The organism is Streptomyces sp. NPDC001678 (genome assembly GCF_042892945.1).
Lineage (GTDB): Bacteria > Actinomycetota > Actinomycetes > Streptomycetales > Streptomycetaceae > Streptomyces.
Genome location: NZ_JBIAUP010000003.1, coordinates 26,101 through 50,576, shown reverse-complemented (window position 1 = coordinate 50,576; position 24,476 = coordinate 26,101). Strand labels below are relative to the sequence as shown.

Below are 24,476 nucleotides of genomic sequence, written 5' to 3'. Positions count from 1 at the left end.
GGGGGCTCTCCCTGCCGCCCCGGTCTTGGGGGCGTGCGCCCGGTCAGTGGCTTCGGCGGGGCAGACCGCGCAGGAACTGCGAAAGGGTCTGCAGGAAGCGGTTGTCGTCCCAGCGGGCGTAGACGACGTCCTGGTGGGTCAGGGCGGCGTCGGAGTGCAGCGACAGCTCGGGGATGCGGCTGCCGGCCGTGACCGTCGCGGCGGCCTGTCCCGTGGTGCCGTTGGTCAGGCCGGACTGGAACACGTACAGCGGGGTGTCGATGTCGCGGGTGTGGAACAGCCGCAGGCCGAGCAGCCGGGTGAGGTCGGTCTCCGTGAAGTCGATGGCCGCGACCAGGTCGAGCATCACGCGGTTGAGCGTGTACCAGAGCCAGGCGCCCGGGCGCGGGCCCGCGAAGGCTTCGGCCACGGTGCCGAGCGCGGTGGGGCCGTCCTCGATCCAGGCGCCGTCGTCCTTCAGCCGGCCCGCGGTGACGGAGTACGACGGGTGGGCGCGCTCGGCGCCGACGAGCCAGCCGAAGAGTCCGGCGTTGGTGAGCGCGCGGTCCGGGCGGAGGGCTTCGGGGAGCCGGTCGGCGAGCGGCGCGGCGCCGTCCGGGTCGGCCAGTGCGTGCTTGGCGGCGAGCTGCAGCCATACGGCCGCCGACTCGGGGCGGTCGCCCAGGCCGATGGTGGTGCTGGTGAAGTTCTCGAAGACGGCGCCGCCCTCGATCTGGGCGAGCCAGCCCTTGGCGGCCTCGAGCGGCAGGTCGAACTCCATGCCCGCGCCGGAGTAGGCGTTCAGGACGCCGCCGTCGACCATGGCCAGGCCGGCCAGGTCCCGGTAGCCCGGGGTGCCGTCGAAGTCCCATGCGGCGTACAGGAGGGCCTCGCTGGCCCCGACCGAGACGCCGCCGAGCACGACGTCGCGCCGTCCGCCGTCCGAGGCCGCGGCGACCACCCGGCGCAGGTCCTCCAGGAGGACCTCCAGGCCCCACTGGGCGGCGTAGGGGTGGTCGGCCGGCTCCCGTACTTCGTAGTGGCCCCCGAGGTAGTACTCGGTGGCCTGGTCCGGGGTGTCGGCGAACGCGGAGAGGTCGGCGAGGTTCTGCTCGCGCCGGTCGACGGCCCACACCTGCAGGTCGTCGGCCGCCTGGGCGAGGCTGCGCGCCGTGTGACGGAAGACGCCGGAGCCGCCCTCGCGGCCGCCGAGCAGGACGAGGACGCGCCGGGCGTCCGCGGGCCCGGTCTTGAGCACGCCGACCTGCTGCAGATGGGCGGGGCCGGCGGCCTGGACGCCCTGCACGAAGTCGTACGTCTCGATCCAGCCCTGCTGGTCCTGGGACATGGGTATTCACTCCTTGAGAGTTGCAAGTTGCCCGTGATCTGCATCAGTAATGTATCGCAAACTCTGGGAGTTGCAACACCGAAGATGCAAGTAACTGCTTTGTTGCGACTTCAGTGATGCTTAGACTGGGGGCAAGAGGAGTACCAGCGAGGGAGAGGCAGGGCAGGACGTGACCGAGACGACGAAAGAACGGCCACTGCGCGCCGACGCGGAACGCACCGTGCGGACGATCCTGGAAGTGGCCGAACGAGTGCTCAGCGAGGACCCGACCGCGAGCCTCGCCCAGATCGCCGCCGCGGCGGGTGTCGCCCGTACGACGGTGCACCGGCGGTTCGCCTCACGCGAGGCGCTGCTCGACGCCATGGCCGCCCATGCCTTCCGGCAGGTCGAGGAGGCCATCGACGTCGGCCGCCCGGAGACGGCGCCCCCCCTGGTGGCGCTGCACCAGATCACCGCGAACGTGATCCAGGTCAAGAGCGGCTGGCGCTACACCGTCGGCCAGCCCCAGCTCCGCGACCCGGACGCCGTCGCCGCGCACGCACGCATCTTCGCCAAGGGGCATCTGTTGCTCGAACGGGCCCAGCAGGCCGGCCTGCTGCGTCCCGACGCCGACCTCGGGTGGGCGCGCCGCGTCTACCACGCCCTGCTCGAACAGGCCATCCTGGAGCAGTCGGAGAGCGGCACCGACCCGGACACGCTGGCGGCCGCCGTGGTCGACGCACTGCTGCACGGACTCGGCCCCGCACGCTGACGTAGGACCGTCCGGCACGCCGGGAAAACGGTGAAGGGGGCATCCGCAGGCGGATGCCCCCTTCAGGTGTTGCCGGCCGAGGCCGGCGGGTCAGGACGTCGGCGCGGGCTTGGGCGCGCCCTGGAGAGGCTTGTCCCAGGCGCCGAGCTGGCGGAAGAGCTCCAGGTCGTCCCGGACCGCCCAGTGCTCCACGACCTTGCCGTCCGCGATCCGGTAGACGTGGAGGTGCTGGACGCGCACCTCCTTGCCGCTCGCGGGGACGCCCATGAAGTCGGTCACCTGGCGGCCCGTGAAGATCAGCCGGATGCAGGCCTTGTCACCCTTGGCGAAGGCGTCGACGGGCTCCCAGCGCGCGTCCTCCCAGACGGTGCGCATCCAGCGGGCGGTGTTCACGTAGGCCTGCGGCCCGCGCGGGGAGCCCTCGGGCGCCTCGTAGTCGACGAAGTCCTCCGCCACCAAGCGGTGCGCGACCTCCTCGTCGCCGTCGTTGAAGACCTTGCCCATCTCCAGGGCGATCGCCAGTACTTCCTCGTCCGTCACGGCGGACTCCTTCGCTTCTCGTAGTACGGCCCGGAGCGGAGCGCCGGGGTGGGAAAAGGGGTGGGAAAAGGGGTGGGAAAAGGGGTGGGAAAAGGGGTGCGAGCGCGCGGCTCGCGTGCGGCGTCGGACGCCGCAGGGGGGCGCGTTCCCGCGCCGGAGCGGTGGAACGCGGAGGGTCAAGGGGTCACTGGCCCATGCCGATGCCGCCGCCGATGGGGACGGCGGCACCGGTGACGTAGGCCGCACCGTCGCCGGCGAGGAACTTCACGACCTCGGCGACTTCCTGCGGAGTGCCGGTGCGCCGCAGCGGCGTCTGGCTGAGCAGCTGGGTGCGGCGCTTGTCCGTGACCGCCTGGATCATCTCGGTCTCGATCAGGCCCGGGGTGACCATGTTGACGGTGATGTTGCGAGAGCCGAGCTCCCAGGCCAGGGACCGGGTCAGGCCCAGCATCCCCGACTTGGACGCGGCGTAGTTCGACTGCCCCGGGGAGCCCAGGAAGCCCATGATGGACGAGACGAAGACGATGCGGCCCCACTTGGCGCCGATCATGCCGCGGGACACCAGGCGGGCCATCCGGAACGACCCGATGAGGTTGGTCTGCAGGACGTCCTCGAAGTCCTCCTCCCGCATGGTGGGGGCCGGCCCGTCCCGGGTGATGCCGGCGTTGGCGACGAGCACTTCGACCGGCCCGTACTGGGCCTCCACCTCCTCGACGGCCCGGCGGGCGGACTCCGGGTCGGTGACGTCGCAACGGACGCCGAACAGCCCGGCGGGTGGTTCGCCACCGCGGTGGGTGACGGCGACCTTGTCACCGGCCTCCTCGAAGGCGCGGGCGATGCTCAGGCCGATCCCCCGGTTGCCGCCGGTGATCAGAACGGTGCGTGACATGGGTTCTCCAGTTCAGGCGGCCGGCGAACCGGCGATGAGCGGTCGGGGCAGCAGGCCGGCGAGCCGGTCCGCCGCCGCGTCGGCGTCGGTGAAGTGGACGGCCTGCCAGCCCGCCGCCTCGGCTCCGGCGCAGTTGGTGGCGATGTCGTCGACGAGGAGGCACTCCTCGGGCGCCACCCCCGCCATGGCGGCGGCCGCCTCGAAGATCGCGGGGTCCGGTTTGCGGACGCCCACCTCGAAGGACAGGACGAGACCGTCGAAGAGACCCTCCGGCTCGACCATGCGGCGCCACAGCCGGTCCCAGGCCGGCGGCATGTTGGACAGCATGCCGACGAACACACCGGTGCGGCGGATCGCGTGGAGATGCCGCAGCCACGCGTCGTTGGTGGCGCGGCCCGCGAACCAGCGCTCCCCGAAACCGGTGAGATCGGTCTCCACGCCGAGCGTCCGCAGCTCCGCGTTCATCCGGGCGGCCCACTCGTCCTCGGTGAGGAGCGGGGTGTCCAGCGGAGCCATGAGGTCGGGACCGAACGGCGCGGCCACCGCGGTCATCGCCGCCCGGAGGGCTTCCGCGGGAATCCCCGTCCGGCGGCTGAAGTCCTCCAGGTCCTGGCTGATCGGAGGAGTCAGCACTCCACCGAAGTCCGTCCACACGGCACGGACGGGACGGCGTGCGGTGCTCATGACGCCTCCACCTCGCCGGAGCCGGCGGCTCCCGCCGGGGACGGCGCGAAGGACAGGGTGATCCGGCCGGCCGAGGCGCCGTCCTGCAGGAAGTCCACCGAGAGGGAGCCGGGGAAGGAGCCGGGGAAGGAGCCGGGGAGGGAGCCGCTCCCGGGCAGTGCGGCCGTGGCGACGAGCGGCGCGTCGAGCTCCACGAACCGGGTGAAGTCGGCCGTACAGCCTGTGACGGCCGCCGAGACCGGGACGCCGGCGAGGTGGGCGAGCTGGCGTGCCGCCTCGGTCAGCACCATGGCCGGGATGTGGTCGTAGGTGTGGTCGAAGAGGCTGGCGTTCTCGAAGCGCGGCTCGACCTGAGCGGAGATGGCGCCGTCCGCCCGGCGGGGCTCGCCGAGCACCACATTGGACGGATTCCGGCGGCCGACCGCGTTCGCGTCCGCCGGGCGGCTGCGCACCACGCCGCCGAGGTCCGAGGTGAGCGGAGGTGTCGACTTCCGCTGCAGGAAGCGCAGTTTGGTGTAGTCGTCGCCGCTCGCCGCGCCCACCGTGATCCGCGCGCGGCCGATCTCGCGTCCGCCGATGCGCAGCGAGACCGGTGAGTCGACGCCCCGCAGACGGCCGTTACGGCCGGCCAGGCGGTGCACCGAACCGGTCATCTCGAGTTCGCCCGGCCGCGGCCCCGGGTCGAGGGCCGCCGGGTCGTCGATCTCGATCGACCAGTTGTGGACGAGGAAGACGGTGCCCTGCGGGATGTCCAGCTGCCGGTGCGAGGCCGCGGTGCCGGCCTGGCGGGCGGCCTCCAGCAGCAGCAGGAAGTCGTAGGAGACAGGGGAACGCAGGTGGTCGCTGAAGTAGCCGTGTCCCAGGGGGAGCTGCGCGCCTGCGACGAAGTCCTCTTTCCCGGTCGGCACGAGATCCGTGACGAGCACTTCCGACACGGCCGCCCGGTGTACCAATGAGCGCTCGATGGTGCGGCTGAAGGTCGGTACGGGATCGGGGGCCGGTGGAGCGATACCGCTCGGCGTTGTCATGCAGGGACTCCTATGTCCGGCGCCGCCAGCGGCGGGTCCGTGAATATCGGGTGCGGCCCATGTTTCCCACGGGGCATAGAAGCGCCGTGAAAACTGCATGGAAAGCAGTGCGGACGGCGGTCCGGGCCTTGTCCTTTTAGGCAGCTTTCACAGCGACAGCCGATTGTTCAGTTCGCAGGAATTACCGGGAGCGCCGTTACGGCCGCTTCGCCTTTCAACGCTTGGGAGTGCACTTCGATGACTGCTCTGGACGACCGCCCTCTCGCCGCCGCGCCGCCGATTCCGCTCGCACCGGGTTCCGGCATGCGGGAGCGGACCGCCGAACTGCTGCGGCTGCGGCAGGCAGTGCGCGGCGGCCCCGGCCCGCGCGCCACCCAGGCGCAGCACGCACGCGGCAAGATGACCGTGTACGAGCGGCTGGAGAAGCTCTTCGACGAGGGCACGTTCGTGGAGATCGAAGGGCTGCGCCGGCACCGTGCCAGTGGTTTCGGACTGGAGGAGCGCCGTCCGCACACCGACGGTGTGGTGACCGGCTGGGGCCGGGTGCACGGGCGGACGGTGTTCGCCTACGGCCATGATTTCCGTATCTTCGGCGGGTCGCTCGGGGAGTCCCACGCGGAGAAGATCCACAAGATCATGGACATGGCCGAGGCCGCGGGCGCCCCGCTGGTGAGCCTCAACGACGGTGCCGGTGCCCGCATCCAGGAGGGCGTGTCCGCCCTGGCGGGCTACGGCGGGATCTTCCGCCGAAACGTGCGCGCCTCAGGTGTGATCCCGCAGATCAGCGTCATGCTCGGGCCCTGCGCGGGCGGTGCCACCTACTCGCCCGCGCTGACGGACTTCGTCTTCATGGTGCGCGGCATCTCCCAGATGTTCATCACGGGGCCCGAGGTCGTGGAGGCGGTCACCGGGGAGAAGGTGAGCCACGAGGAGCTCGGCGGTGCCGACCTGCACGCGGCGGTCTCGGGGGCGGCGGCCTTCGCCTACGACGACGAGGAGTCGTGCCTGGAGGACGTGCGCTATCTGCTGTCCCTGCTGCCGGCGAACAACAAGGAGCTCCCGCCGCCGGGCGACCCCGCCGTCCGGCTGGACGTCCCGGACGACGAAATCCTTCAGCTCGTACCGGCGGACCCCAACCAGCCCTACGACATGCGGGAGGTGATCGCACGGCTGGTCGACGGCGCGGAGTTCCTGGAGGTCCACGAACAGTGGGCGCCGAACCTGCTGTGTGTGCTGGCGCGCATCGACGGACAGACCGTCGGGCTGGTCGCCAACCAGCCGCGGCATCTGGCCGGTGTTCTCGACATCGAAGCGTCGCAGAAAGGGGCGTCCTTCATCCAGACGTGCGACGCGTTCAACATCCCGCTCGTCACGCTCGTGGACGTCCCGGGTTTCCTGCCCGGCACCACTCAGGAGCACGGCGGCATCATCCGCCACGGCGCGAAGCTGCTCTACGCGTACTGCAACGCCACCGTGCCCCGTGTCCAGGTGATCCTGCGCAAGGCCTACGGCGGGGCGTACATCGTCATGGACTCGCGCTCCATCGGCTGCGACCTGTCCTTCGCCTGGCCGACCAACGAGATCGCCGTGATGGGCGCCGAGGGCGCCGTCAACGTCATCCACCGTCGCGAGGTCGCCGCGGCCGACGACCCGGAGGCCGCGCGCCGGACCCTGACCGAGCGGTACCGCGAGGCGCTGATGCACCCCTATTACGCGGCCGAACGCGGCCTGGTCGACGACGTGATCGACCCCCGCACCACCCGTGCCGTGCTGGCCGAGGCCCTGCGGGTGCTGCGCACCAAGCAGGAACAGCTCGTCCCCCGCAAGCACGGCAACCCGCCCATGTAGCCGTCCCCCCGAAAGGATGAGGCCCCTTGGAGACCACACCCGCTGACCGGCGGCCCGCGGCCTTGCGCGTGCTGCGCGGGAACCCGACGGCAGAGGAGATCGCCGCGCTGACGCTGGCCGTGCTGGCCGGTCCCGCCGCCGGTCCCGCCGCCGGGCCGGGCCCGGCCCGGCCAAAGGCCGTGCCGGGCTGGCTGCGCTCCGGGCCGCACCGCCCGGCCGGTGCCTGGCGCACGGTTCCGCAGTGATCACAACGGCCGTGGGGGTGCCGGCACCGGGATGGTGCCGACACCCCCACGGCCGCTCGCCGGGTGGTGCCCTCAGTGCCGGCCGGGGGCTTCCACCACCGCGCACGACCAGGTGAAGCCCGCCCCGGCGTTGAGCACCAGCCCGAACTCCCCGGGAGCCAGCGCGTCCCGGCGCAGCACTTCGTTCAGCCCCGCCGGCAGATCGCCGGTGCCGAGGTGCCCGGTGTCGTGACCCCAGTCGACGACCGGCGCCGGAGTGATCTCTCGCAGGGTCGGGTACCAGGCGTCCTCCAAGATCTTGCGTCCGAGCCGGGGAAGCAGCAGGAAGCGGAGGCGGGGGTCGTCGGCGGTGAGCACCGCGTCGCGCAGGGCACCGGTGACCACGTACCGGATCATCTCCCGGTTGATCTTGCTGAACTCCTCGACCCCGTGGTCGCGCAGATAGACGCGCTTGGTCCGGCGCATGTCGACGACGGGGGAGTTGTCCCGGGGAAGCCGGGCGAAGGGGTCCTCTCCCCGGTGCATCGCCTCGAGGTGCGGGGCGGCCGCGGTGTTCAGCGCGCGCAGCAGCAGGGCGTCGTCCGGCTCGGCGGGCTGCCGCAGCAGAACGGCCGTCGCCGCGTCTCCGTACGCCGCCCCGTAGTCGCTGCGCCAGCGGTCGAACCACGGCGGGACGAAGCGGTCCGCCGTCGTCACCAGGGCGTGCCGGGGCGAGGAGGACTCCAGGGACAGGCGGGCGACGGCGAGTTCCAGGGCGGCCGCGCCGCCGTTGCAGATCTGCTGAATGCCCACCGGAACGGAGTGGTGCGCGCCGATCTGGTGCGCGATGTAGTGTGCCGGCGACCACAGGTCGTGACCTTGATAGTGCATCCAGGCGTGGCACAGCAGCCCCAGGTCGGCGGCCCGTACGCCGCCGCTGTACAGCGCCTGCTGCGCCGCGTGCACGGCCATCTCCGGCGCCGATATGGCGTCGGCGACAGGGAGCCGGGGGTGCCCCAGGTCCCGGGCCGCACGCGCCTCCACTCGGTCCTCGGCCACGGCTTCGGCCGCGCCGTCGCGCTTTTCCGGCAGCCAGACGGCCGTTGAGGCAATACCCACTCGCACAGGCGGTCTCATAAAGGAGCCCCCTCACCTTTGACAGCGGGACGATCCCGTCGCAGTGCCGTGATTCTTTCCAGGGTGAATGGAATGCGCGTCAAATGCGCATGAAAGTTCGCGGGGAAAACCTGGCGGAGGGTTCTGCCGGGAGGCTTGCTATGGCAGCATTCATGGCGAGAGGGGCCCGGGCGGCGGAAAGCTGATGCGCCGCGGATCCCCGTTGAATCCCGCACGATGCGGCATCTTCCATGGCGCTTCCGTATTCCACGGACGGCGTAGCGGAACCACACGGTACAGGCAGCTCTCGGAGCTGCCCTGGTGAAGGGAATACCCATGTCGGAAAACCTGGCCACTGGTCTGTCCGCCGAACTGCGCGACAAGGTCCGGGAGATCGTGGCGGACGTTCTCGAGGTGACGCCCGAGGAGGTGCGCGAGGAGCACAGCTTCGCCGAGGACTTCGACGCCGACTCGCTGCTGATCATCGAGATGTTCTCGCGCTTCGAGCGCCAGCTCGGCTTCAAGATCCCGCAGGAGGAGCTGGTCGACCTCGACAACCTCGAGTCGGCCTACGCCCTGATCGCGCGTCACGTCACCGCGCCCGCAGGTGTCTGAGCGCCGGCCGCGCCGGGTGGCGGTCACGGGCCTCGGCGCCGTGAGCAGCCTCGGCATCGGAGCCGGGGCGTTCGCCGAGGCCATCCGCGCGGGGCGCAGCGGAATATCTCCCATTCAGTCGTTCGACAGCACGGGCTTCGAGCACACGCAGGCCGGTGAGGTCCTGGACTTCCGCCCGCAGGACCATCTGGAGCGGCTGCCGTTGGACCAGTGGGGCCGCAGCAGCCAGTTCGCCGCCGCAGCGGCAAAAATGGCCGTGCGGGACGCCGGCTGGGACGAGGACGAGCTGTCGGCCGCGCGTGCGGGCTCCGCCATGGGCACCACCAATGGCGAGGCGCGGGTCTTCCAGGAGCTCACCGAACAGTGGCTGGCGGAGGGCCTGGCGGAGATCAACGGCGATCTCGCCGCACAGGCCCCGGCACACCGGATCGCGGCGGCGGTGAACACCGAACTCCGCCTGCGCGGCGAGGCGCAGACGTTCGGCACCGCCTGCTCCGCCAGTAACTACGCGATCGGATACGGATTCGACGTCATCCGCGGCGGCGATGCCGACGTGATGATCGTCGGCGGTGCCGATGCGGTGAACCGCGCCACCCACGCGGGTTTCCACCGTCTCGGTGCCATCGCCGCGGACGAGTGCCGGCCCTTCGACGAGTTCCGCGGCGGCATCATGACGGCGGAGGGCGGAGCCGCCCTGCTGCTGGAGTCGTGGGAGAGCGCACAGGCCAGGGGCGCCCGGATCTACGCCGAGGTGTTGGGCTACGGCATCACCTGTGACGCCAAGCACCCGACGCAGCCGGACCGGAGCGGCATCGCCGAATGCATCCGCCGTGCCCACGCGAGCGCCGGTGTGCAGCCGGAGGCGGTGGACTACGTGTGTGCGCACGGCACCGGCACGGCCGCCAACGACTCGACCGAAGTCGCGGCGATGCGCGAGGTGTTCGGCGCCCAACTGCCCCCCGTGAGCTCCATCAAGTCGATGCTGGGCCACACGATGGGCGCGGCCAGCGGATTCGGCGCGCTGGCCTGCTGCATGGCCCTGCACGAGGGCTTCCTTCCGCCCACGTCGACCGTGCGGTCGGTGGATCCGGCCCTGGGCCCGGGACTGGACTGCGTCCCCGGCCGGGCCCGGGAGGCACAGCCGCGGGTCGTGGAGAACCACGGCTTCGCCTTCGGCGGCAACAACGCCATTGTGATGCTCGGGAGGCCGCAATGAACGGCAGTGTGCCCACGGCGGTGCGGATCACCGGCTACGGGGTGCTGAGCGCGGCCGGAGTCGGCGGCAAGGCCTTGCACGAGGCGGTCCGTTCGGGCTCGGTCCCGCCGGCCGACGGCGGTGCGGGGGCGCTGGCGGGGGAGAGCGTTCCGCCGCTGCGCCTGTTGCCCGTCCCCGATTACGACCCCCAGGAATTCCTGGGGCGCAAGAGGCTGAGCAGTCTCAGCCGCACCACGACGCTGGGCATGTCGGCGGCCGAACTGGCCCTGGACGGCTTGCCCGAGCCCGTCGGTGAGGCCGAGCGGCCGCACACCGGGGTCGTGCTCGGTACGAGCACCGGCAGTGCCCGGGCGTTCTCGGAGTTCTTCCGGGACACCTACGAGCAGGAGCGCCCGTACCTCGTCAGTCCGGCGCTGTTCCCGGGCCTCCTGCTCAACCACTCCGCGAGCCAGGTGGCCATGCGGCACTCGCTCACCGGTGTCAACGCCAGTCTGGCCGGCGGGCAGGTCTCCAGCCTCTCGGCTCTGCGCTACGCACGGACCATGCTGGTCAACGGGCGGGCGACGCGACTGCTGACCGGGGGCGTGGAGGAGCTCAGCGCCCAGTCCGCATGGGCGTGGCAGCGCAGCGGCGCGCTGCCGGACGGAGCCGCGGTGGGCGAGGGAAGCGCCGTCTTCGTCCTCGAATCCGGCACCGGAGCGGCCTTGGCCGAGCTGGTCGCCTGTGAGGTGGCCTTCAGCCCGGTCGCCGACGGCCCCCTGGCCGTGGCTTCGGCCCTGACGCGGTGCGTCGAGGACGCCCTGCGTGCCGGCGGTGTGTCCGCGCGGGACATCGGCGTCGTCTCGGCCGGGGCGAGCGGCGGCCGCGGCTGGCAGGCCGTGGAGACCCGCGCGCTGCGCACGGCCCTGGCAGGGCATCGCCCGGATGTCGTGCGGGTGCAGGACGTGCTGGGCGAGACGTACAGTGCCAGCGGTGCCCTGCAGCTCGCCGCGCTCCTGGCGCGCTGGGAGAACGAGCAGGCGGGCAAGGACGCCGCCTGGGGCCTGGTGACCTCCGTCGGGAACGACGGGTCGGTCGCCGCGGCGCTCGTACGGTGCTGCTCACCCGCCGCGTGAGGATCCAGCCGGACCGTAGCCGGCCGTGGTGCCCTTCCCCTGGTGCCACGGCCGCTCCGGCGTCGGCGCCGGGACCGTCCGTACCGAGACGGTCGGTGCGGGGATCAGGGCCGCTTGCACGGCCTTGTTGACCGCGTCGATCCGTGACACCGCCCCCAGTTTCCGGAAGACGTTGTGCAGGTGGCGCTTGATGGTCCCCTCGGTGACGGCGAGCCGCTCGGCTATCTGGCGGTTGCTCATCGCCGCCGCCGCTCCCACGAGCACCTCGTGTTCCCGGCGCGAGAGGGGCTCGACGGCGTGTCCGTGCGGTGCCGTCGCGACGGGCGGCGGTGAGAGCATGCCGTGGCGGTCTCCGTCGACGGTGCGCGCGATCGCCGCGAGCAGGAGCTCCCGGCGGATGCCTTTGTGCAGGAATTCCCGGGCGCCGGCGGCCAGCAGTTCGTCCGCCTCGTAGGGTTCGGCGAAGGCGGACAGGAGCAGGATCCGGGTCCGTGGCGCCGTCTCCAGGACGGTCCTGATGGTGAGCGGTCCGTGGCTGCCGGGCATCTGCAGGTCGAGCAGCAGCAGATCCGGCTGATGGACAGCGGTGAGCCGGATCGCTTCGACTCCGTCGGAGGCATGTCCGACGACCCTCAGCGTGGGCTGGGCGTTCAGCAGGTCGCCGAGGGCTTCGCGGAAGAGGGCATGGTCGTCGGCCAGAACGATGCGGGTCAGGGGCATGGGGGGTCTCCTCGTCGCCATCAGGGTTGCAGCGGCAAGTGGATTTGCAGGCGGGTCCCGCCGCCCGGACTGCTGTCGATGCGCAGGCGGCCGCCGAGCTCTTCGATCCGCTCGGCCATGGAGCTCAGCCCGTGCGCGGTGCGGCTGCGGCCCGGGACCGCGTCGGTCCGGAAACCGACACCGTTGTCGGCGACGCATGCGAACAACCAGCGTCGCGTCGTACGGAGGGTGACCTCGATGTGCTCGGCCTGAGCGTGCTTGAGGCTGTTGCGCAGGGCTTCGCGCAGGACGAGGAAGAGCTCGCGGCGGCAACGGTCGGAAGCGAGCGTCTCGTTGCCGGTCTCGATGATCGTGACCCGGGCGGCCGGCCGTGCGGCGTTCACGAATGCCTCGAGTGCCTCGCGCAGTGGCGGCACTTCGGCGTGCCGGCGCAGCCCGCTGATGAGCGCGTGATTCTCGTGGACGGCGTCGTCGAGTGCTGTCTTCGCGGCGGCGAGGTGGGCGGCGGCGGAGCCGGGGTCCTCCTCGCTGAGCTCGATGCGGTGCAGAGCGATGGCGAGTGTGCTGCCGAGTCCGTCGTGGAGTTGGCGGGCCAGCCGGCGGCGTTCGTTCCAGCCGTGGTCTCCGGCCCACGCGTCCCCGGCGGTGGCGCACATCGCCTTGCCCAGCGTACGGACGAGTGCCACCCCTTGGGCAAGTCCCGTCCTGCTGTCGCTGGTTGCGCTCTCGAGCAGGTGGAGCAGAGCGGACTCGAGAAGCAGCACGGTGCCGGTGGCGAGGTGGTGCGGCGAGGCGTCGATGACGGGCGGCGCGGATGACGGCGTGTGAGGACCGGGAGTGGCCGCACGGGTGAGGATGTGACGCGCGAAGGTCGTCAAACCCCTGTGCAGGGCGGGGACTTCGCTGTCGTCCGGGAGTAGCGCGGAGGGCAGGGAACGGGAGAAGCGGTCCAGGATCGCGTCGGCCGAGTCCTTCGGCAGGACCGCGGGGATCGGGTCCCGGGTCGCTGTCGTGGCGCTGGGTGAGCGGGGTCGGCGTAGCGTGCGCTGGTCGGATGCCCTGATGGCACGCGCGAGCCCCTCCTGCAGTGCTTCCGCGAACACCCCTCCCAGCACAGTGCCCAGGCTTCTTCCCCCTGGCTGGCCTATGGCGACCGAGCTATCCATGTGGACTCCTCAACGCTCAACTCCCCGTGCCGACGCGGTACGTCGGCCTGTCAATTGCGGGGATGTTGTCGGCAGCTACGTTCGAACTTAACAAACAGACCTGTCTGCTTGTCAAACACTTGGCGCTCTCGGATGAGGTGTTCATGTGTGGCGGGTCTTTCTTACGTAACGGTAAAATGGACTGGTCAGACTGGCTGATGTCGCCTCGGAGGCTGATCGGGATGGCGCGTTTGTGTGCTGTGCTGCCGAGCAAAGACAGGCAGAGTTGTATGCATCGGTTCCGGGTGGTTCACTGACGCTGACCGGTACCCAGGCGCAGGTCCGTGGCGTTTGTGGTGCGGTGGCGCCGGTCGGTGACCGACCGGCAGCCGGTCTGTGTTCCTCCCCTCGCGCAAAGGAAAGGACAGTGCCCCCGATGCAGAAGCGCGGTGAGGTGACCCGTCAGGCTCTCATCCGGGCTACCGCCGAACTCATAGCGGCCGGGGGGCCGGGCAACGCCGGGCTGGTGAACATCTGCCGCCGCGCAGGGGTCAGCAGAGGGGCGCTCTACCACCACTTCTCCACGACCGAGGAGCTGGCGGCGGAGGTCTACGCCCAGGCCCGGGCGGCGATCGCGGCCCTGGCCGACACCGCTTTCGCCGGTCCGGCCGAGTCCGCCGCCGCCCGGTTCAGTTCGGCGCTCGGCGCGGCCCTGCGCGACGATCCCACCGTCCGGGCCGGCATGCAGCTCGGGCCGGACGGCTCCTCCGAGCCGCCTCGGCTGCGCGAGGAAGTGCTGGACTCGGTGCGTCTCGCGGTCGCCGGCAGGCTGGCCGCCGAGAGGGGGCTCTTCTCCCAGGGCGTCCGGGACTTGGCCGAACTCGCGGTGGCCGTCACGGCCGGCCTGGAGTCCCTCGGGCACGTCGACCGGACGTGGTGGGAGCCGAAGACCTCCGAGCGGGTCTGGCGACGCATAAGCGCCCTCTTCGATCCGGCCCGCGGTGGGAGCGCCGGTCCGGACGAGTCGTCCGGACCGGCGCAACTCCCTTGATCAGGAGGGAAGTCGGCTACTCGGCGATGTCGCCGGACGGTGCGGCCGGCGGCGTCGTGCGCAGGCGCAGGGCGAGGCTGGGCACGGCGATGGACGGGAGCAGCAGCCGCCACATCAGTGAGACCCTCTCCGGCAGGTCCTGCCGCCCCGTGTAGACCTGCGAGACGATCTGGAGCCCCGTGAAGGCTCCCACGATGTAGTGGGCGATCTCGTCGATGTTCAGCCCCGGCTGCGTCTCTCCTTGCTCGCCCGCCTGCTGCAGCAGCACCGAGATCGCTTCGACGGACCACTCGTAGGGAGTGCGCGACGGCTGCGGCAGCGACGTCTGCTCGACGGACAGCCGCACGCTGGCCCGGAGCACCGTGTCGCTCTGCAGTCGGCGGGCGAACTCCTGTGTGAGATCGATGACTTCCTGCAGCTTCACGGTCTGGGTCGGCACGGCCAGTGCCTCCGTCTGAGCCGCCACGAGAGCGAGGGCGATCGCTTCCTTCGAAGGGAAGTGGTGGTACAGGGCGCCGCGGGTGAAGCCGGTGCGCGCAAGGATCTCGGTCGTGCTCGCCGCGTCGTACCCACGCTCGTCGAAGACGCTCGCGGCAGCCTCCAGGATGGCTTGTCTCGACCGCGCGCTGCGCTCCTGCTGACTCATCTGAAACCCACTTTAAATTCGTACGGACCTGTCTGTATCTTAGCTGGCGCACGTGATCATTGTTTGTGACAGGGGGACACGACAATGCAGTCATGGCCTCTCTGCCTGCGAGAAAACAGGTAATGGCGCATGTACAGCGGTACAACCACGTCCATAGCCGGCCCGTTCACGGCATCAGGCGACTACCGATCGATCCGCGTCGACTTGGCGGACGCTCCGCTTCCACAGCTCACCACCACCGTCCCGCGCGAGTATGTCCATCGGGCCGCGGTGTCCGAGGTTCTGCTCACCAGCTGGAAAACAGACAGGTCTGAATGTTTCTCGGTCGGGGCGCAGTGGCCCAGGGGTCATGCCCTGTTCGCGCCGTCCGGCGGCTACCAGGATCCTCTGCTGCTCGTCGAATCGGTCCGGCAGGCCGGTGCGCTGCTCGCTCACGCCGCGTACGAGGTGCCGCTCACCCACCAGTTCCTGATGCGGCGGATGTCCTTCTCGGCCCTTCCCGGGCTCTTCGCCGTGAGCCCGGAGCCCACGGAGGTCGAACTCCGGATCAGTTGCCACGACGTCGTCCGGCACGGCCGGCTCCTGGCGGGCATGCGCTACCACGCCCACGTCTGGCGCGACGGGCGGCAATTGGCCACGGCCCAGGCGAGCTTCAGCTGTATGAGTCCCGCCGTCTACCGGCGGCTGCGCGGCGAACGTCGCGTCACCAGCCCGCTGGCCGTGCCCTTGGGTGTCATGCCCGCGTCAGTCGGCAGGGCCGCCGCCCGCGACGTCGTACTGGCCGCCACCACATCGGCCACCCCGCGGCGATGGCAGATCCGGGTCGACACGACGCACCCGGTCCTCTTCGACCACCCCGTCGACCACGTCCCGGGCATGGTTCTGCTCGAAGCGGCCCGGCAGGCCGCACTCGCCGCCGCCCGCATCCCCGACGCCGTGCTGGTCGAACTGGAGAGCGAGTTCGTCCGTTACTCGGAACTCGACGCCCCGTGCTGGATCGAGGCGCATCCGGGCCGGCCCGACGCCGTGGGGGACATCCCCGTCGTCATCACCGGGACGCAGCGGGGCGAGACCGCCTTCACCGCCCTCGTCACCCTGCGTCCCCGGGGCTGAGCGGCTGTGACCACTTCCCAGCCACCGACCGTCCTCATCACCGGCGCCAGCGGTTTCATCGGACGGCACGTCGTCCGTCGCGCCGCACAACAGCGGCTGCCCGTACGTCTGATGGTGCACCGCCGCCCCGTCCACAGCGCCGCCTCCGTCGGCCGGTTCGTCACCGCGGACCTGTCCGATCCAGCCTCCCTGCACGGCGTGTGCGACGGCGTGGACGTCCTGGTGCACTGCGCCTCGCACATCGGTGTCCCGAGCGAGCTCTGCGAGACCGTCAACGCCCGGGGCAGCGCGGCACTGGTCGCCGAAGCCCAGCGGGCCGGCGTGCGGCGCATCGTCTACCTCAGCACCGCTTCCGTTTACGGCCGTGGTCCGTTCAAACGGATGCGGGCCGGCGAGCTCACCCGCGCTCCCGCCTCGGCCACCTCACGAAGCCGGGCGTGGGCGGAGGACGCCGTCCTGGCCGCCGGCGGCATCGTGCTGCGTCCCCACCTGGTGTACGGCGAGGCCGACACCTGGGTGGTCCCCAGGCTGGCGCAGATGCTGCGCACGCTGCCGGGCACCGTGGACCGGTGGCGGACACGCATGTCGGTCATCGCCGTGGAGGACCTGGCCCGGGCCTTACTGGCCGTCGGCCTGGCACCCGGCACGAGCCTGTCCGCCTCCGTCTACCACGCCAACCATCCCGAGCCGGTGGAGTGCGACGAACTGTTGCGCGCCATCGCCGCCGCCGCGGGCATTCCCTACCCGGTGACCGACCTCACCCATGCCCAGGCGAGCGCGTTCTGGGCAGCGCGGGTCGGCTCGTCGCACGACCTGGACATGATGACGACGGACCACTGGTTCGACAGCACGGAACTGTGGTCCGACCTCGGCTGCGATCCGGGCCCCGGCTTCCGGGACCGCTTCCTCCAGTACGCGCCTTGGTACCGGCAGAAGCTGCACGCGGGCTGAGCCCGCGGGGGCCGGCCTGCCCAGCCTGCGGGGGCCGGCCTACCCGCGGCGCTTCCGGTCACCCACGCCCGGGTCGTCAAGTCGCCGGACCTTCTCGACGATGCCGTCCGGCCGGATCCACACGGCCAGCGGCCCGGGGACCCGCAGGCTGCGGTGAGCGGTGCCCTGGCGGTCCAGGACGACCTGCGGCGCTTCGGGCCCGGCTGCCCGGACGCCCTTCGCCGTCGCCGCGTCCGCCACGGTCAGGACCCGCAGCCGGTCGCGGTCGTCCCCCGGCGCCCGGTGTGCCGGGCCGCCGGGGGCGAGCAGGCGTGCCACCGTCGCCGCGCGTTCCGGGGAGGACTCGTCCGATGCCAGGACGAGCAGGACGGGCCTCCCCGGGCGGAGCAGATCGTGGACGCGGACCGGCCGCAGGCCGCCGAGGAGTACGTCCGGGACGCGGCGCCCCGGGACGACGTGCCCCGCGCCGCGCTCGTGCCCGGGGTGGGTGTGGTGCAGCTGGGCCATGCGCGGCGGCGCCCACCGGTTGAGGAGGCCGCTGTGCTGGCCGGCCCGCAGCGCCGTGTCCCGCAGCCTGCCCCGCCACCCCGTGAGCATCCACATGCGGGTCTGACGATGGGCGTCGGCGACCACGCCGGCGGCCACCTGCTGCCGCTCCCGCTCCCAGCGGCCCAGCTCACGCTCCACCTCCGCGGCGTGGGGCAGCGCGAGCCGCCAGGCCAGGGTGTGGGCGTCCTCCACACCGGTGTTGAGGCCGTGACCACCGGCCGGGCTGTGGATATGGGCCGCGTCACCGGCGAGGAGAACACGCCCCGCCCTGATCCGGTCGGCCCGGCGCGCGTGCACGCGGAAGACGCCGGTGCGGGCGGATCCCGCCATCCGCAGGGGAACCGGGCAGCGTTCCTCGGCGGCGCGCCGCAACATCCCCAGCGGATCGGTGATCCGGGCGTCGGGCCGCACTCCGGCGAACACCCGGTACCCACCGTCGGGCAGTCCGACCACGACCAGGACGCCCTGGCTGGTCATGAAGTAGTGCGCCTCGTCATGGGCGAGTTCGGTGTCGCACGGGCCGTCCGCCAGAAGAAAGGTCTGCGGATACGTCAGACCGCTGAAGCCGATCCCGGCCAGGCTCCGCACCGTGCTGTGCGCTCCGTCGCAGCCGACGACCAGGGCGGCGTCCATCTGCCGCGTGCCCGCGGCCGAACTCAGCCCGGCCCGCACCCCGTCCTTCGACTGCTCGATCCCGGTGAGCTCCAGCCCGAACTCGACTTGTCCGCCGAGCCGGCGGAACGCCGCCCGCAACACCGCTTCGGTCTGCTCCTGGGGCAGCGCCACGGGGGTGGTGAAGCGTGATCCGGGCAGCCGCCCGAACCCGATCCGCGCGACGCGGCGGCCGTCCGAGTAGTAGTTGGCCGCCGGTAGCGGCAGCGCGCGGTCGAGTATTTCTTCGTCCACCCCGAGCCGCCGGAAGACCTCCAGGGTCTTCGGCCACAGCACGATCGCCTTGGAATGCGGATGCGGTCGGTCTTCCCGGTCGATGACGCGGACCGGCACGTTCCGTCGCAGCAGTTCTATTCCCAGGGTCAGCCCTGTGGGGCCGGCACCGACCACCAGAGTCTCAGGTGAATGGCTCACGCGCAGCTTCCTTTTCTTGCGGTGGAGAAGGCGCCACGCCGGCTGCCCCGCTCCCTCTGCCCGGCAGGAAAACGCCTGTGGCGCAGGCATCGCTATTTCCCCGAAGCTATGCGGGGAATCGGCGGTCCGGCAAGCCCTTTCTTGCGAATGCCGACGGCCGGGGGGAGGCGGCCGCCGTGTTCGATCGACCTTTTATTTTTCTTCGATGTCCGTATGCGAAGCTCCCCGGAAATGAACGGAACCAACGGAACCAACGGAACCAGCGGAACCAACGGAATCAACGAAATCGACGGAATCAACGGTGAGATGCGTGCGCATCCGACCGCCAGGAGAAGCTTGTGACCATCGGAGATGCCCTGAGGGCGCCGGTGACGCCCGACGGCGCCGCCTCGTACAGCCTTCCTGAGACCTACGAGCCGCTGCCCGGCGACGGGGGAGCACACCTGCTCAAGATCGGCCCTGCCGCGTCCCGCAGGGTGCTCGTCCTGGTCCCGCCCCGCGGCTACGGGGCCGGCGTGTTCCTGCTCGTCGCCCGGGACCTGGTCCGCGCCGTACCGGACCTGCAGGTCTGGGCCTTCGACCGCCGCCAGCGGCAGCTGGCCGACCTCAGCGGCTTCGCCGGCGACCTGGCCGCCGCACGCCACTACTACCTGGGGGGACACCACCGCACCGCGGGTGACAGCACTCCCCGGGCGGCAGGGTGGGGCCTGGCCCGCCTGCTGGAGGACGTGCGCATCGCCGTCGACGAGGCCGCCGCCGGCGGCCGGCAGGTCATCCTCGGCGGGCACTCACTGGGCGGCCTGACCGCACTGTGCTACGCGGCCTGGGACTTCGACGGTCGCCCCGGCGCGGCGGACCTCTCCGCGCTGATGGTTCTCGACGGCGGTCCCTACGACGCCTACGAGGGCGCGGGCATTCCCACCGGAATCAGCCACGAGTCCGCCCGCGCGGCCCTTGAGGCCATCGAACACGGTGCCGTGTTCGAGGAAGGCATGAGCGCGGCGCTGGGTCTCGGCGACGCACCGGAGGCCGGGGCCATCTGGTGGCAGCTCGCGGCGAGACACGCGCTGGAGGACCCCCACGGGCCCGCCGCCCTGGCCCACGCCTTGCCCGCACCCTTCGCCCTCGGCCGTCCTCTGACGAACGCGGGGCTGTTCGGTCTCCTCGTCGACACGCTCGCGCCCCAGTTGGGCCACGCGGTCCAGTCGGGGCGCCTCACCGATGCGGGGGACTGGCTCGACACGGGCCCCAGCCCGCTCGCCCGCGTCGCCGAGGTCTACGCGGGCACGGCGCAGCGCTCGGCCCGCGAGTGGTACTCCCCGGCGCGCGGAATGCTCGACTACCACGCGGCGATCGGATTCACGGACTCGGACATCGCCCGGTCCCTCGGGCTGAGACTGCGGCACACGGCGCAAGTGGACGTACCGCTCTACGTTTTCGAGTCCCAATTCGCGCGCGGCACCGTGGGCTGTGCCGCCAGGAAACTGGAGCAGAACACGAGGATCCCCGGCCTCAGTCTTCATTCGGACTTCTCGATGCTGCACCAGGACATTCTCCTCGCCAAGCCGGAAAGGAATTCTTTCCTGCAGTCGGCGATTCCGTTCCTGGCCTCCGTGACCACAGGCGCCTGATGCCTTCCGGTAGCCCGCGCATTCGCAAGTGCTGACCCCTGGAGCGACCCCAGATGCCCGTCATTCCCGAAAGCCACCTAGACCTCCTCACCCGCCCGCTGTTCGCGCATTTGGCGACCGTCCGTCCGGACGGCATGCCGCAGTCGAATCCGATGTGGGTCCGCTGGGACGGCGAACTCCTGTGGTTCACCACCACGACCACGCGCCGGAAGTTCCGGAACCTCAGCGGCGAGCCCCGGGTCGCCGTGTCCATCAACGACCCGGAGCAGCCGTACCGGTACCTCGAACTCCGCGGCACGGTCGAACGGATCGAACCGGACCCGCGATGCCACCTGTTCACCGAGCTCGCCGACCGCTACGGCCGCGAGCTCGGCGGAGCGCTGCCCGGCGACGCGCCGCACCGGATCGCCGTCGCGGTCCGTCCCGTGCGCGTCACCTTCCAGTGACCGCCATGACGACCGCGCTTCCGCTCGCGCCGGTCCCGCGACCGCTCCTCGGACTGCTCGGTCTCGTGGGAACGGACGCCGACACCTTCCGGGCGGAACCGGGCCCGCCCACCGCCATGCCCGTCATGTTCGGCGGCCAGATCATCGCCCAGTCCCTGGCCGCGGCGAGCCGCACGGTCACCCCGGGGCGTGAACCGCACTCCTTGCACGGGTACTTCCTCTACCCGGGCGATCCCGCCGCACCGATCACGTACAGGGTCGAACGCGTCCGCGACGGCCACGCCTTCACCAGCCGCCGGGTGACAGCGGTCCAGGACGACGGCGGGGAACACGCGGTCTTCTGCCTCACGGTGTCGTTCAAACGCCCGACTCCCCGGGGCGGACCGGAGCACCAGACCCCGATGCCGGGCGTCCCGGCCCCGGAGGCCCTGGCCGACGCCACCGAGCTGCCGCCGGCGTATGTGCACCCCGCGGTCATCCAGCGCCTGCGCGAACTGCGGCACGCCGTCGACGTGCGCTACGTGCCCGGGCCCCGTCCCGCACCGGAGACGGCTGCCGGACCGCCCGCCACCCGCCTGTGGTTCCGGGCCCGGGGCCCTGTGCCCGTCGGCGCTTCCGACCTGCACAGCCCACACTCGTGCCTTGTCGCCTACCTCTCCGACCTGACCCTGCTGGACACGGCGTCCCCGTACCACCGCAGCGGCCTGCCCAACGACGGACGGGGCACGGCTGTGAGCCTGGACCACGCGATGTGGTTCCACCGTCCGCTGCGCGTCGACGAATGGCTGCTCTACGAGCAGCAGAGCCATACGAGCACGGACGGCCGCGGTCTTGTCCACGCCCGGATCTACACCCGCGACGGCACCTTGGCGGCCACCGTCGCCCAGGAAGGCCTCATCCGCCTCCGCAGGTCGCCCGCCACGACCACCTCCCGCCCCGGTGAAACCCAGCCGCAGGAAATCGATCCGTACTCCTGGGCCGTTGCGCGACCCGAGACCGACTGACAACTGACACAGGAACGCGACCGGGCGGCGCAGCCGTCAGCGCCGCAGCCGTCAGCGACGCCGTGCGTGTCGGCCGGTGCCCGGCCCGAACATGAACTGGATGAGCCCGGGCTTTTTCGTAGGGGCGGGAGGCAGCGCGGGGGGAGTGCTCACGTCCGGAAGCGGTGTCAGGTTCCGGGCAGTCGGGCGGTCTGACAGCTCTGTGCAGCCGGTTTCCACCGGCAGGGCACTCCGGCCGTAGGACACAGCTGTTGGCCCCGGCGGGTACGCGGGCGTCGGCGAAGCCGGCCACGGTGTGCTCCATGGCCCTGCGGAGTCAGCCGTCTCCCACGGAGCCGGTGCCCCTGGTCGGCCGGGCGCGTCGAGCCCGGTTGGGGGCACCGTGTGCAGGTGGTCCGGCACACCGGTAGCGGGACGGCCCGCGTACGGGTCGGAGTGGAAGGATTTCTCGAAGTCCGGCACGAGCCTCCGGGTACCCAGGTCGACGGCCTCGTGCTTGTACGGGGGCGTCGCGGGAGGCGGCGGGACGCGGAAGTTCGCGGAGGCGGACCGCACCGCGATCTCCGCCTCCTGGAGGGCCATCTGCTCCCGGAGCTTGTCACGCTCGACGCGCACCGCTCGGAGGGCTTGGAGAGCACGGCGCTCGGCGGCACAGGTACGTTCGCAATCCCGCGAGCGGGCGCCGAGCATCTCCTCCAGCTCCTGGACGCGGGCCTGGGCCGCGTGGAGACGCCGCGCGCCGTCCGCGGCCCCACGCTGTTCCCGGCGCGCGCGCCCGAGTTCGCTCTGCTGCCAGCGCAGCAGACCCTGGTGGACCTGCTGCTGATGGTGGGCCAGAGCAGCGTCGTTCCCGGCCTGCTCCAGCTGTGACCGCAGCCTCTCGCCCTCGGCCCGATGCCTTTCGAGCTCCTGTGCACGCCGCCGGTCCCGGTCCTCCAGAACGAAGGCGTATTCGCGCCGGGCCTCCAGCTCTTGCAACAACAGGTACTGCTCGTGGAGCTCGGGCGCGCAAGCGCGGAGCAACGCGCAGTACGAAAGCATCAGCATCTGGTGCTCCGGCCCGGTCAGTACCCGGCCGTCCTCGGCGAGCAGGCGCAAAAGCGCGTCGAGCTCGCAGGGCTGCGGCACCTTGGTCCCTTCCTTCATGGCCCGCAGCGCCTTCACGGAAACGCCATCGCCGTGGCCGTCCGGCAGACAGGCCCCCGCGCGCCGGCTGATGACATCGAGATCGCCACCGAGCCGGCCCAGGGCGTCACACATCACGTCGGCGAAGTCGCGGGCCTCGACGGGGAGGTCTTCCCGGGCCGCGTCCGCCCACAGCGATCGGACCCGCTTCCAGGCGTCGCCCTCCGTCTCCGTGCGCGGGCCACAGCTCATGTCGTGCAGGGCCACGACCACGGCGTACAGAGTGTCCTCGCGTGTCCGGCGGGAGCCGTTGAAAATCTCACGGACCACGGTGTGCGAGGCGGTTGCCAGCCGGTCGTCCCGCTGCTGCGACAGTGCCTCGACGTGCTGCGAGACCTTCCGGGCCGACGGTTCCCCCGCGGCTCGGTGCAGGGCAGCCACGGCGTCGCGCAGGCGGTGCATAGCCCGGCCCGGACGCGGTTTCTGAGCGGGCACGGCCGACGCCCCCTGTGTCAGATGCTGTCAGAGGCCTCAATCGTCCCGACTACGAGGGCCAATCGAAGATTTCATGACAACCATTCATCCGTAAGAGTGCCGTCAGGGCCTCCGGAGCGGGGTGTCGACTGGATACAGCCGGCGTGATCGACACCGGCATTCCGACGACCGGGCCGCCGCACCAGCCGGCAAGCAAGGATCAGCGGCCCGGCCCCACCCATCGAGAGGGTGTCATGTACCAGGCTAAGAAGGCGCGCCTGTGCGGGCGCGAGTCCAGCCGAAACCGCCACTGGAAGGGCCGCATGCGTTACCGTGCCCGGCCCACAGGTGTGGTCCTGCTGGCTTTCCTGGCCACCGAAGCTGTCTTTTCCGTCTTTTCCACCGCTGAGGCCACCGCGGCGACGCCGCCGCAGACCGACGTCCGTCCCATGGCGGGCTGGTCGTCGGCGTACGACCTCGCACACACGGCCTTGCCCTCGCTCCTCGCGACCCTCGCCGCCACCGGCATCGCCGCTGCCATCAGGTGGGCCTGGAAGAAGGCGAGCGGCCTGCACCGCAAGCCGCAGACGACGCCGTCGAAGGAGACGGATCACGCGTGAGGCCCGGCCGGCCTCACACCCCCTGCTCGCCGGACCGCCCGGTCCGGCGAGCACCCCAGGCCGGGTGAGGCCGACCACATGGCGAAGCTGGGCGATTCCTCAGGCGAGATGGACGAGCGCCTCGGTCACCTGGACGGCTCGGTGCAGGCTCGGTACGACCACATCGATCCGGCGGGCGATGTGTCCTACATCACCTGCCCGGGCCCTCGATGTGCTGCTGAGGGGTCGCCGTTAGCGGGATCCCGGAGATTCCGCTTTCCGAGATCCACTCCCCGCTCGCTCCCCGGACGCTCCGAGAAACGACTCAGGCCCGGTCTTCTCTGTGAGAAGACCGGGCCTGAGCTGGTTATTCACCTGTCGGGGTGGCGGGATTTGAACCCACGACCTCTTCGTCCCGAACGAAGTACGAGCGTGGCTGTGGCCTGGGGGTATGGCTACGTCGCAGGTCAGGGCGTCGGTCTGCATTGGTCCGGGTTGGTGCGGCGAGGGACGACCTACAAGATCCACTCCCCGCTTACTCCACTCCGATCCCCCAAGCACCACCTGTAGCCCCATAGACATG

Annotated in this window: 24 protein-coding genes; 13 read left to right on the top strand and 11 right to left on the bottom strand. The window is 71.1% G+C overall.

Annotated elements, in window-relative coordinates; genetic code table 11:
- Positions 1-43: 43 nt before the first annotated feature.
- On the bottom strand, positions 44-1,327 hold the full coding sequence (locus ACFYZR_RS06985; protein ID WP_391906211.1) for an alpha/beta hydrolase: 1,284 nt from the start codon (positions 1,325-1,327) through the stop codon (positions 44-46).
- Between the two features lie 169 nt (positions 1,328-1,496).
- Here ACFYZR_RS06985 and ACFYZR_RS06980 point away from each other — a divergent pair, with 169 nt between their 5' ends.
- Positions 1,497-2,078 carry a TetR/AcrR family transcriptional regulator gene (locus ACFYZR_RS06980; RefSeq protein ID WP_391906208.1) on the top strand — a complete coding sequence of 194 codons (582 nt, stop codon included), beginning with the start codon at positions 1,497-1,499 and terminating at the stop codon, positions 2,076-2,078.
- Positions 2,079-2,168: 90 nt separating this feature from the next.
- Here the strand turns inward: ACFYZR_RS06980 and ACFYZR_RS06975 are convergent, their stop codons facing one another.
- From ACFYZR_RS06975 to ACFYZR_RS06960, 4 genes are all read right to left on the bottom strand, one after another.
- Entirely contained in the window at positions 2,169-2,618 is a 450-nt protein-coding gene (locus tag ACFYZR_RS06975; protein WP_391906205.1) for an ester cyclase, read from the bottom strand.
- A gap of 184 nt (positions 2,619-2,802) precedes the next feature.
- On the bottom strand, positions 2,803-3,507 hold the full coding sequence (gene fabG, locus ACFYZR_RS06970; protein WP_391906203.1) for a 3-oxoacyl-ACP reductase FabG: 705 nt from the start codon (positions 3,505-3,507) through the stop codon (positions 2,803-2,805).
- Positions 3,508-3,519: 12 nt separating this feature from the next.
- Positions 3,520-4,191, bottom strand: a complete 672-nt coding sequence (locus ACFYZR_RS06965; RefSeq protein WP_391906200.1) for an HAD-IA family hydrolase — start codon at positions 4,189-4,191, stop codon at positions 3,520-3,522.
- Positions 4,188-5,219: a ScbA/BarX family gamma-butyrolactone biosynthesis protein gene (locus ACFYZR_RS06960; RefSeq protein ID WP_391906197.1), complete on the bottom strand. Its 1,032-nt coding sequence runs from the start codon at positions 5,217-5,219 to the stop codon at positions 4,188-4,190. Before ACFYZR_RS06960 ends, ACFYZR_RS06965 begins: the two co-directional genes overlap by 4 nt.
- 237 nt (positions 5,220-5,456) lie before the next feature.
- Between ACFYZR_RS06960 and ACFYZR_RS06955 the strand changes: the two genes are divergently transcribed.
- Together ACFYZR_RS06955 and ACFYZR_RS06950 are read left to right on the top strand one after the other, a co-directional pair.
- Positions 5,457-7,067, top strand: a complete 1,611-nt coding sequence (locus ACFYZR_RS06955; protein WP_391906194.1) for an acyl-CoA carboxylase subunit beta — start codon at positions 5,457-5,459, stop codon at positions 7,065-7,067.
- A gap of 26 nt (positions 7,068-7,093) precedes the next feature.
- On the top strand, positions 7,094-7,312 hold the full coding sequence (locus tag ACFYZR_RS06950; RefSeq protein WP_391906191.1) for an acyl-CoA carboxylase epsilon subunit: 219 nt from the start codon (positions 7,094-7,096) through the stop codon (positions 7,310-7,312).
- A 72-nt stretch (positions 7,313-7,384) separates the two neighbouring features.
- Here ACFYZR_RS06950 and ACFYZR_RS06945 read toward each other — a convergent pair whose 3' ends face one another.
- Positions 7,385-8,410: a ketoacyl-ACP synthase III family protein gene (locus ACFYZR_RS06945; RefSeq protein ID WP_391906189.1), complete on the bottom strand. Its 1,026-nt coding sequence runs from the start codon at positions 8,408-8,410 to the stop codon at positions 7,385-7,387.
- Between the two features lie 333 nt (positions 8,411-8,743).
- Between ACFYZR_RS06945 and ACFYZR_RS06940 the strand changes: the two genes are divergently transcribed.
- From ACFYZR_RS06940 to ACFYZR_RS06930, 3 genes are read left to right on the top strand one after another with little or no spacing between them, the layout of a single operon-like run.
- Positions 8,744-9,022, top strand: a complete 279-nt coding sequence (locus tag ACFYZR_RS06940; protein WP_391906186.1) for an acyl carrier protein — start codon at positions 8,744-8,746, stop codon at positions 9,020-9,022.
- Positions 9,015-10,238, top strand: coding sequence for a beta-ketoacyl-[acyl-carrier-protein] synthase family protein (locus ACFYZR_RS06935; protein WP_391906183.1), 1,224 nt, complete (start codon positions 9,015-9,017; stop codon positions 10,236-10,238). The genes ACFYZR_RS06940 and ACFYZR_RS06935 overlap by 8 nt, the downstream gene beginning before the upstream one ends.
- Entirely contained in the window at positions 10,235-11,353 is a 1,119-nt protein-coding gene (locus ACFYZR_RS06930) for a beta-ketoacyl synthase N-terminal-like domain-containing protein (protein WP_391906180.1), read from the top strand. Before ACFYZR_RS06935 ends, ACFYZR_RS06930 begins: the two co-directional genes overlap by 4 nt.
- Here ACFYZR_RS06930 and ACFYZR_RS06925 read toward each other — a convergent pair.
- Positions 11,339-12,073, bottom strand: coding sequence for a response regulator (locus tag ACFYZR_RS06925; RefSeq protein ID WP_391906177.1), 735 nt, complete (start codon positions 12,071-12,073; stop codon positions 11,339-11,341). The genes ACFYZR_RS06930 and ACFYZR_RS06925 overlap by 15 nt on opposite strands.
- 20 nt (positions 12,074-12,093) lie before the next feature.
- The gene (locus ACFYZR_RS06920; protein WP_391906175.1) at positions 12,094-13,239 is read right to left on the bottom strand and encodes a sensor histidine kinase; all 1,146 of its coding nucleotides are present in this window, start codon (positions 13,237-13,239) and stop codon (positions 12,094-12,096) included.
- Positions 13,240-13,654: 415 nt separating this feature from the next.
- Here ACFYZR_RS06920 and ACFYZR_RS06915 point away from each other — a divergent pair, with 415 nt between their 5' ends.
- Complete coding sequence (locus tag ACFYZR_RS06915) at positions 13,655-14,269, top strand: TetR family transcriptional regulator (protein ID WP_391906172.1); 615 nt, start codon at positions 13,655-13,657, stop codon at positions 14,267-14,269.
- Positions 14,270-14,285: 16 nt separating this feature from the next.
- Here ACFYZR_RS06915 and ACFYZR_RS06910 read toward each other — a convergent pair whose 3' ends face one another.
- On the bottom strand, positions 14,286-14,915 hold the full coding sequence (locus tag ACFYZR_RS06910) for a ScbR family autoregulator-binding transcription factor (protein ID WP_391906169.1): 630 nt from the start codon (positions 14,913-14,915) through the stop codon (positions 14,286-14,288).
- Positions 14,916-15,044: 129 nt separating this feature from the next.
- Here ACFYZR_RS06910 and ACFYZR_RS06905 point away from each other — a divergent pair, with 129 nt between their 5' ends.
- Positions 15,045-16,028 (top strand): ScbA/BarX family gamma-butyrolactone biosynthesis protein, encoded by a 984-nt coding sequence (locus ACFYZR_RS06905; protein ID WP_391906167.1) that lies wholly within the window; start codon positions 15,045-15,047, stop codon positions 16,026-16,028.
- A 6-nt stretch (positions 16,029-16,034) separates the two neighbouring features.
- Positions 16,035-16,979 carry an NAD-dependent epimerase/dehydratase family protein gene (locus ACFYZR_RS06900; RefSeq protein WP_391906165.1) on the top strand — a complete coding sequence of 315 codons (945 nt, stop codon included), beginning with the start codon at positions 16,035-16,037 and terminating at the stop codon, positions 16,977-16,979.
- 39 nt (positions 16,980-17,018) lie between these two features.
- Here the strand turns inward: ACFYZR_RS06900 and ACFYZR_RS06895 are convergent, their stop codons facing one another.
- Positions 17,019-18,614 (bottom strand): FAD-dependent monooxygenase, encoded by a 1,596-nt coding sequence (locus ACFYZR_RS06895; protein ID WP_391906162.1) that lies wholly within the window; start codon positions 18,612-18,614, stop codon positions 17,019-17,021.
- A gap of 338 nt (positions 18,615-18,952) precedes the next feature.
- Here ACFYZR_RS06895 and ACFYZR_RS06890 point away from each other — a divergent pair, with 338 nt between their 5' ends.
- The 3 genes from ACFYZR_RS06890 to ACFYZR_RS06880 are packed head-to-tail and all read left to right on the top strand — an operon-like array spanning position 18,953 to position 21,695.
- Positions 18,953-20,245, top strand: coding sequence for an alpha/beta hydrolase (locus tag ACFYZR_RS06890; RefSeq protein ID WP_391906159.1), 1,293 nt, complete (start codon positions 18,953-18,955; stop codon positions 20,243-20,245).
- A 53-nt stretch (positions 20,246-20,298) separates the two neighbouring features.
- Complete coding sequence (locus tag ACFYZR_RS06885) at positions 20,299-20,691, top strand: PPOX class F420-dependent oxidoreductase (RefSeq protein ID WP_391906156.1); 393 nt, start codon at positions 20,299-20,301, stop codon at positions 20,689-20,691.
- Between the two features lie 5 nt (positions 20,692-20,696).
- The gene (locus tag ACFYZR_RS06880) at positions 20,697-21,695 is read left to right on the top strand and encodes an acyl-CoA thioesterase (protein ID WP_391906154.1); all 999 of its coding nucleotides are present in this window, start codon (positions 20,697-20,699) and stop codon (positions 21,693-21,695) included.
- Between the two features lie 51 nt (positions 21,696-21,746).
- On the opposite strand, the gene ACFYZR_RS06875 is transcribed toward ACFYZR_RS06880, so the two are convergent.
- Positions 21,747-23,315 carry a hypothetical protein gene (locus ACFYZR_RS06875; protein WP_391906151.1) on the bottom strand — a complete coding sequence of 523 codons (1,569 nt, stop codon included), beginning with the start codon at positions 23,313-23,315 and terminating at the stop codon, positions 21,747-21,749.
- A gap of 143 nt (positions 23,316-23,458) precedes the next feature.
- Between ACFYZR_RS06875 and ACFYZR_RS06870 the strand changes: the two genes are divergently transcribed.
- Positions 23,459-23,914 (top strand): hypothetical protein, encoded by a 456-nt coding sequence (locus tag ACFYZR_RS06870; protein ID WP_391906149.1) that lies wholly within the window; start codon positions 23,459-23,461, stop codon positions 23,912-23,914.
- Positions 23,915-24,476 lie beyond the last annotated feature (562 nt).

What these genes read in the sequence shown, in the direction of transcription:
- ACFYZR_RS06955 (WP_391906194.1), top strand. Translation starts at nt 5,457, where the DNA reads ATGACTGCTCTGGACGACCGCCCTCTCGCCGCCGCGCCGCCGATTCCG.
- ACFYZR_RS06915 (WP_391906172.1), top strand. Translation starts at nt 13,655, where the DNA reads ATGCAGAAGCGCGGTGAGGTGACCCGTCAGGCTCTCATCCGGGCTACC.
- ACFYZR_RS06925 (WP_391906177.1), bottom strand. Translation starts at nt 12,073, where the DNA reads ATGCCCCTGACCCGCATCGTTCTGGCCGACGACCATGCCCTCTTCCGC.
- ACFYZR_RS06930 (WP_391906180.1), top strand. Translation starts at nt 10,235, where the DNA reads ATGAACGGCAGTGTGCCCACGGCGGTGCGGATCACCGGCTACGGGGTG.
- fabG (WP_391906203.1), bottom strand. Translation starts at nt 3,507, where the DNA reads ATGTCACGCACCGTTCTGATCACCGGCGGCAACCGGGGGATCGGCCTG.
- ACFYZR_RS06985 (WP_391906211.1), bottom strand. Translation starts at nt 1,327, where the DNA reads ATGTCCCAGGACCAGCAGGGCTGGATCGAGACGTACGACTTCGTGCAG.
- ACFYZR_RS06910 (WP_391906169.1), bottom strand. Translation starts at nt 14,915, where the DNA reads ATGAGTCAGCAGGAGCGCAGCGCGCGGTCGAGACAAGCCATCCTGGAG.
- ACFYZR_RS06965 (WP_391906200.1), bottom strand. Translation starts at nt 4,191, where the DNA reads ATGAGCACCGCACGCCGTCCCGTCCGTGCCGTGTGGACGGACTTCGGT.
- ACFYZR_RS06920 (WP_391906175.1), bottom strand. Translation starts at nt 13,239, where the DNA reads ATGGATAGCTCGGTCGCCATAGGCCAGCCAGGGGGAAGAAGCCTGGGC.
- ACFYZR_RS06905 (WP_391906167.1), top strand. Translation starts at nt 15,045, where the DNA reads ATGTACAGCGGTACAACCACGTCCATAGCCGGCCCGTTCACGGCATCA.
- ACFYZR_RS06940 (WP_391906186.1), top strand. Translation starts at nt 8,744, where the DNA reads ATGTCGGAAAACCTGGCCACTGGTCTGTCCGCCGAACTGCGCGACAAG.
- ACFYZR_RS06880 (WP_391906154.1), top strand. Translation starts at nt 20,697, where the DNA reads ATGACGACCGCGCTTCCGCTCGCGCCGGTCCCGCGACCGCTCCTCGGA.
- ACFYZR_RS06885 (WP_391906156.1), top strand. Translation starts at nt 20,299, where the DNA reads ATGCCCGTCATTCCCGAAAGCCACCTAGACCTCCTCACCCGCCCGCTG.
- ACFYZR_RS06960 (WP_391906197.1), bottom strand. Translation starts at nt 5,219, where the DNA reads ATGACAACGCCGAGCGGTATCGCTCCACCGGCCCCCGATCCCGTACCG.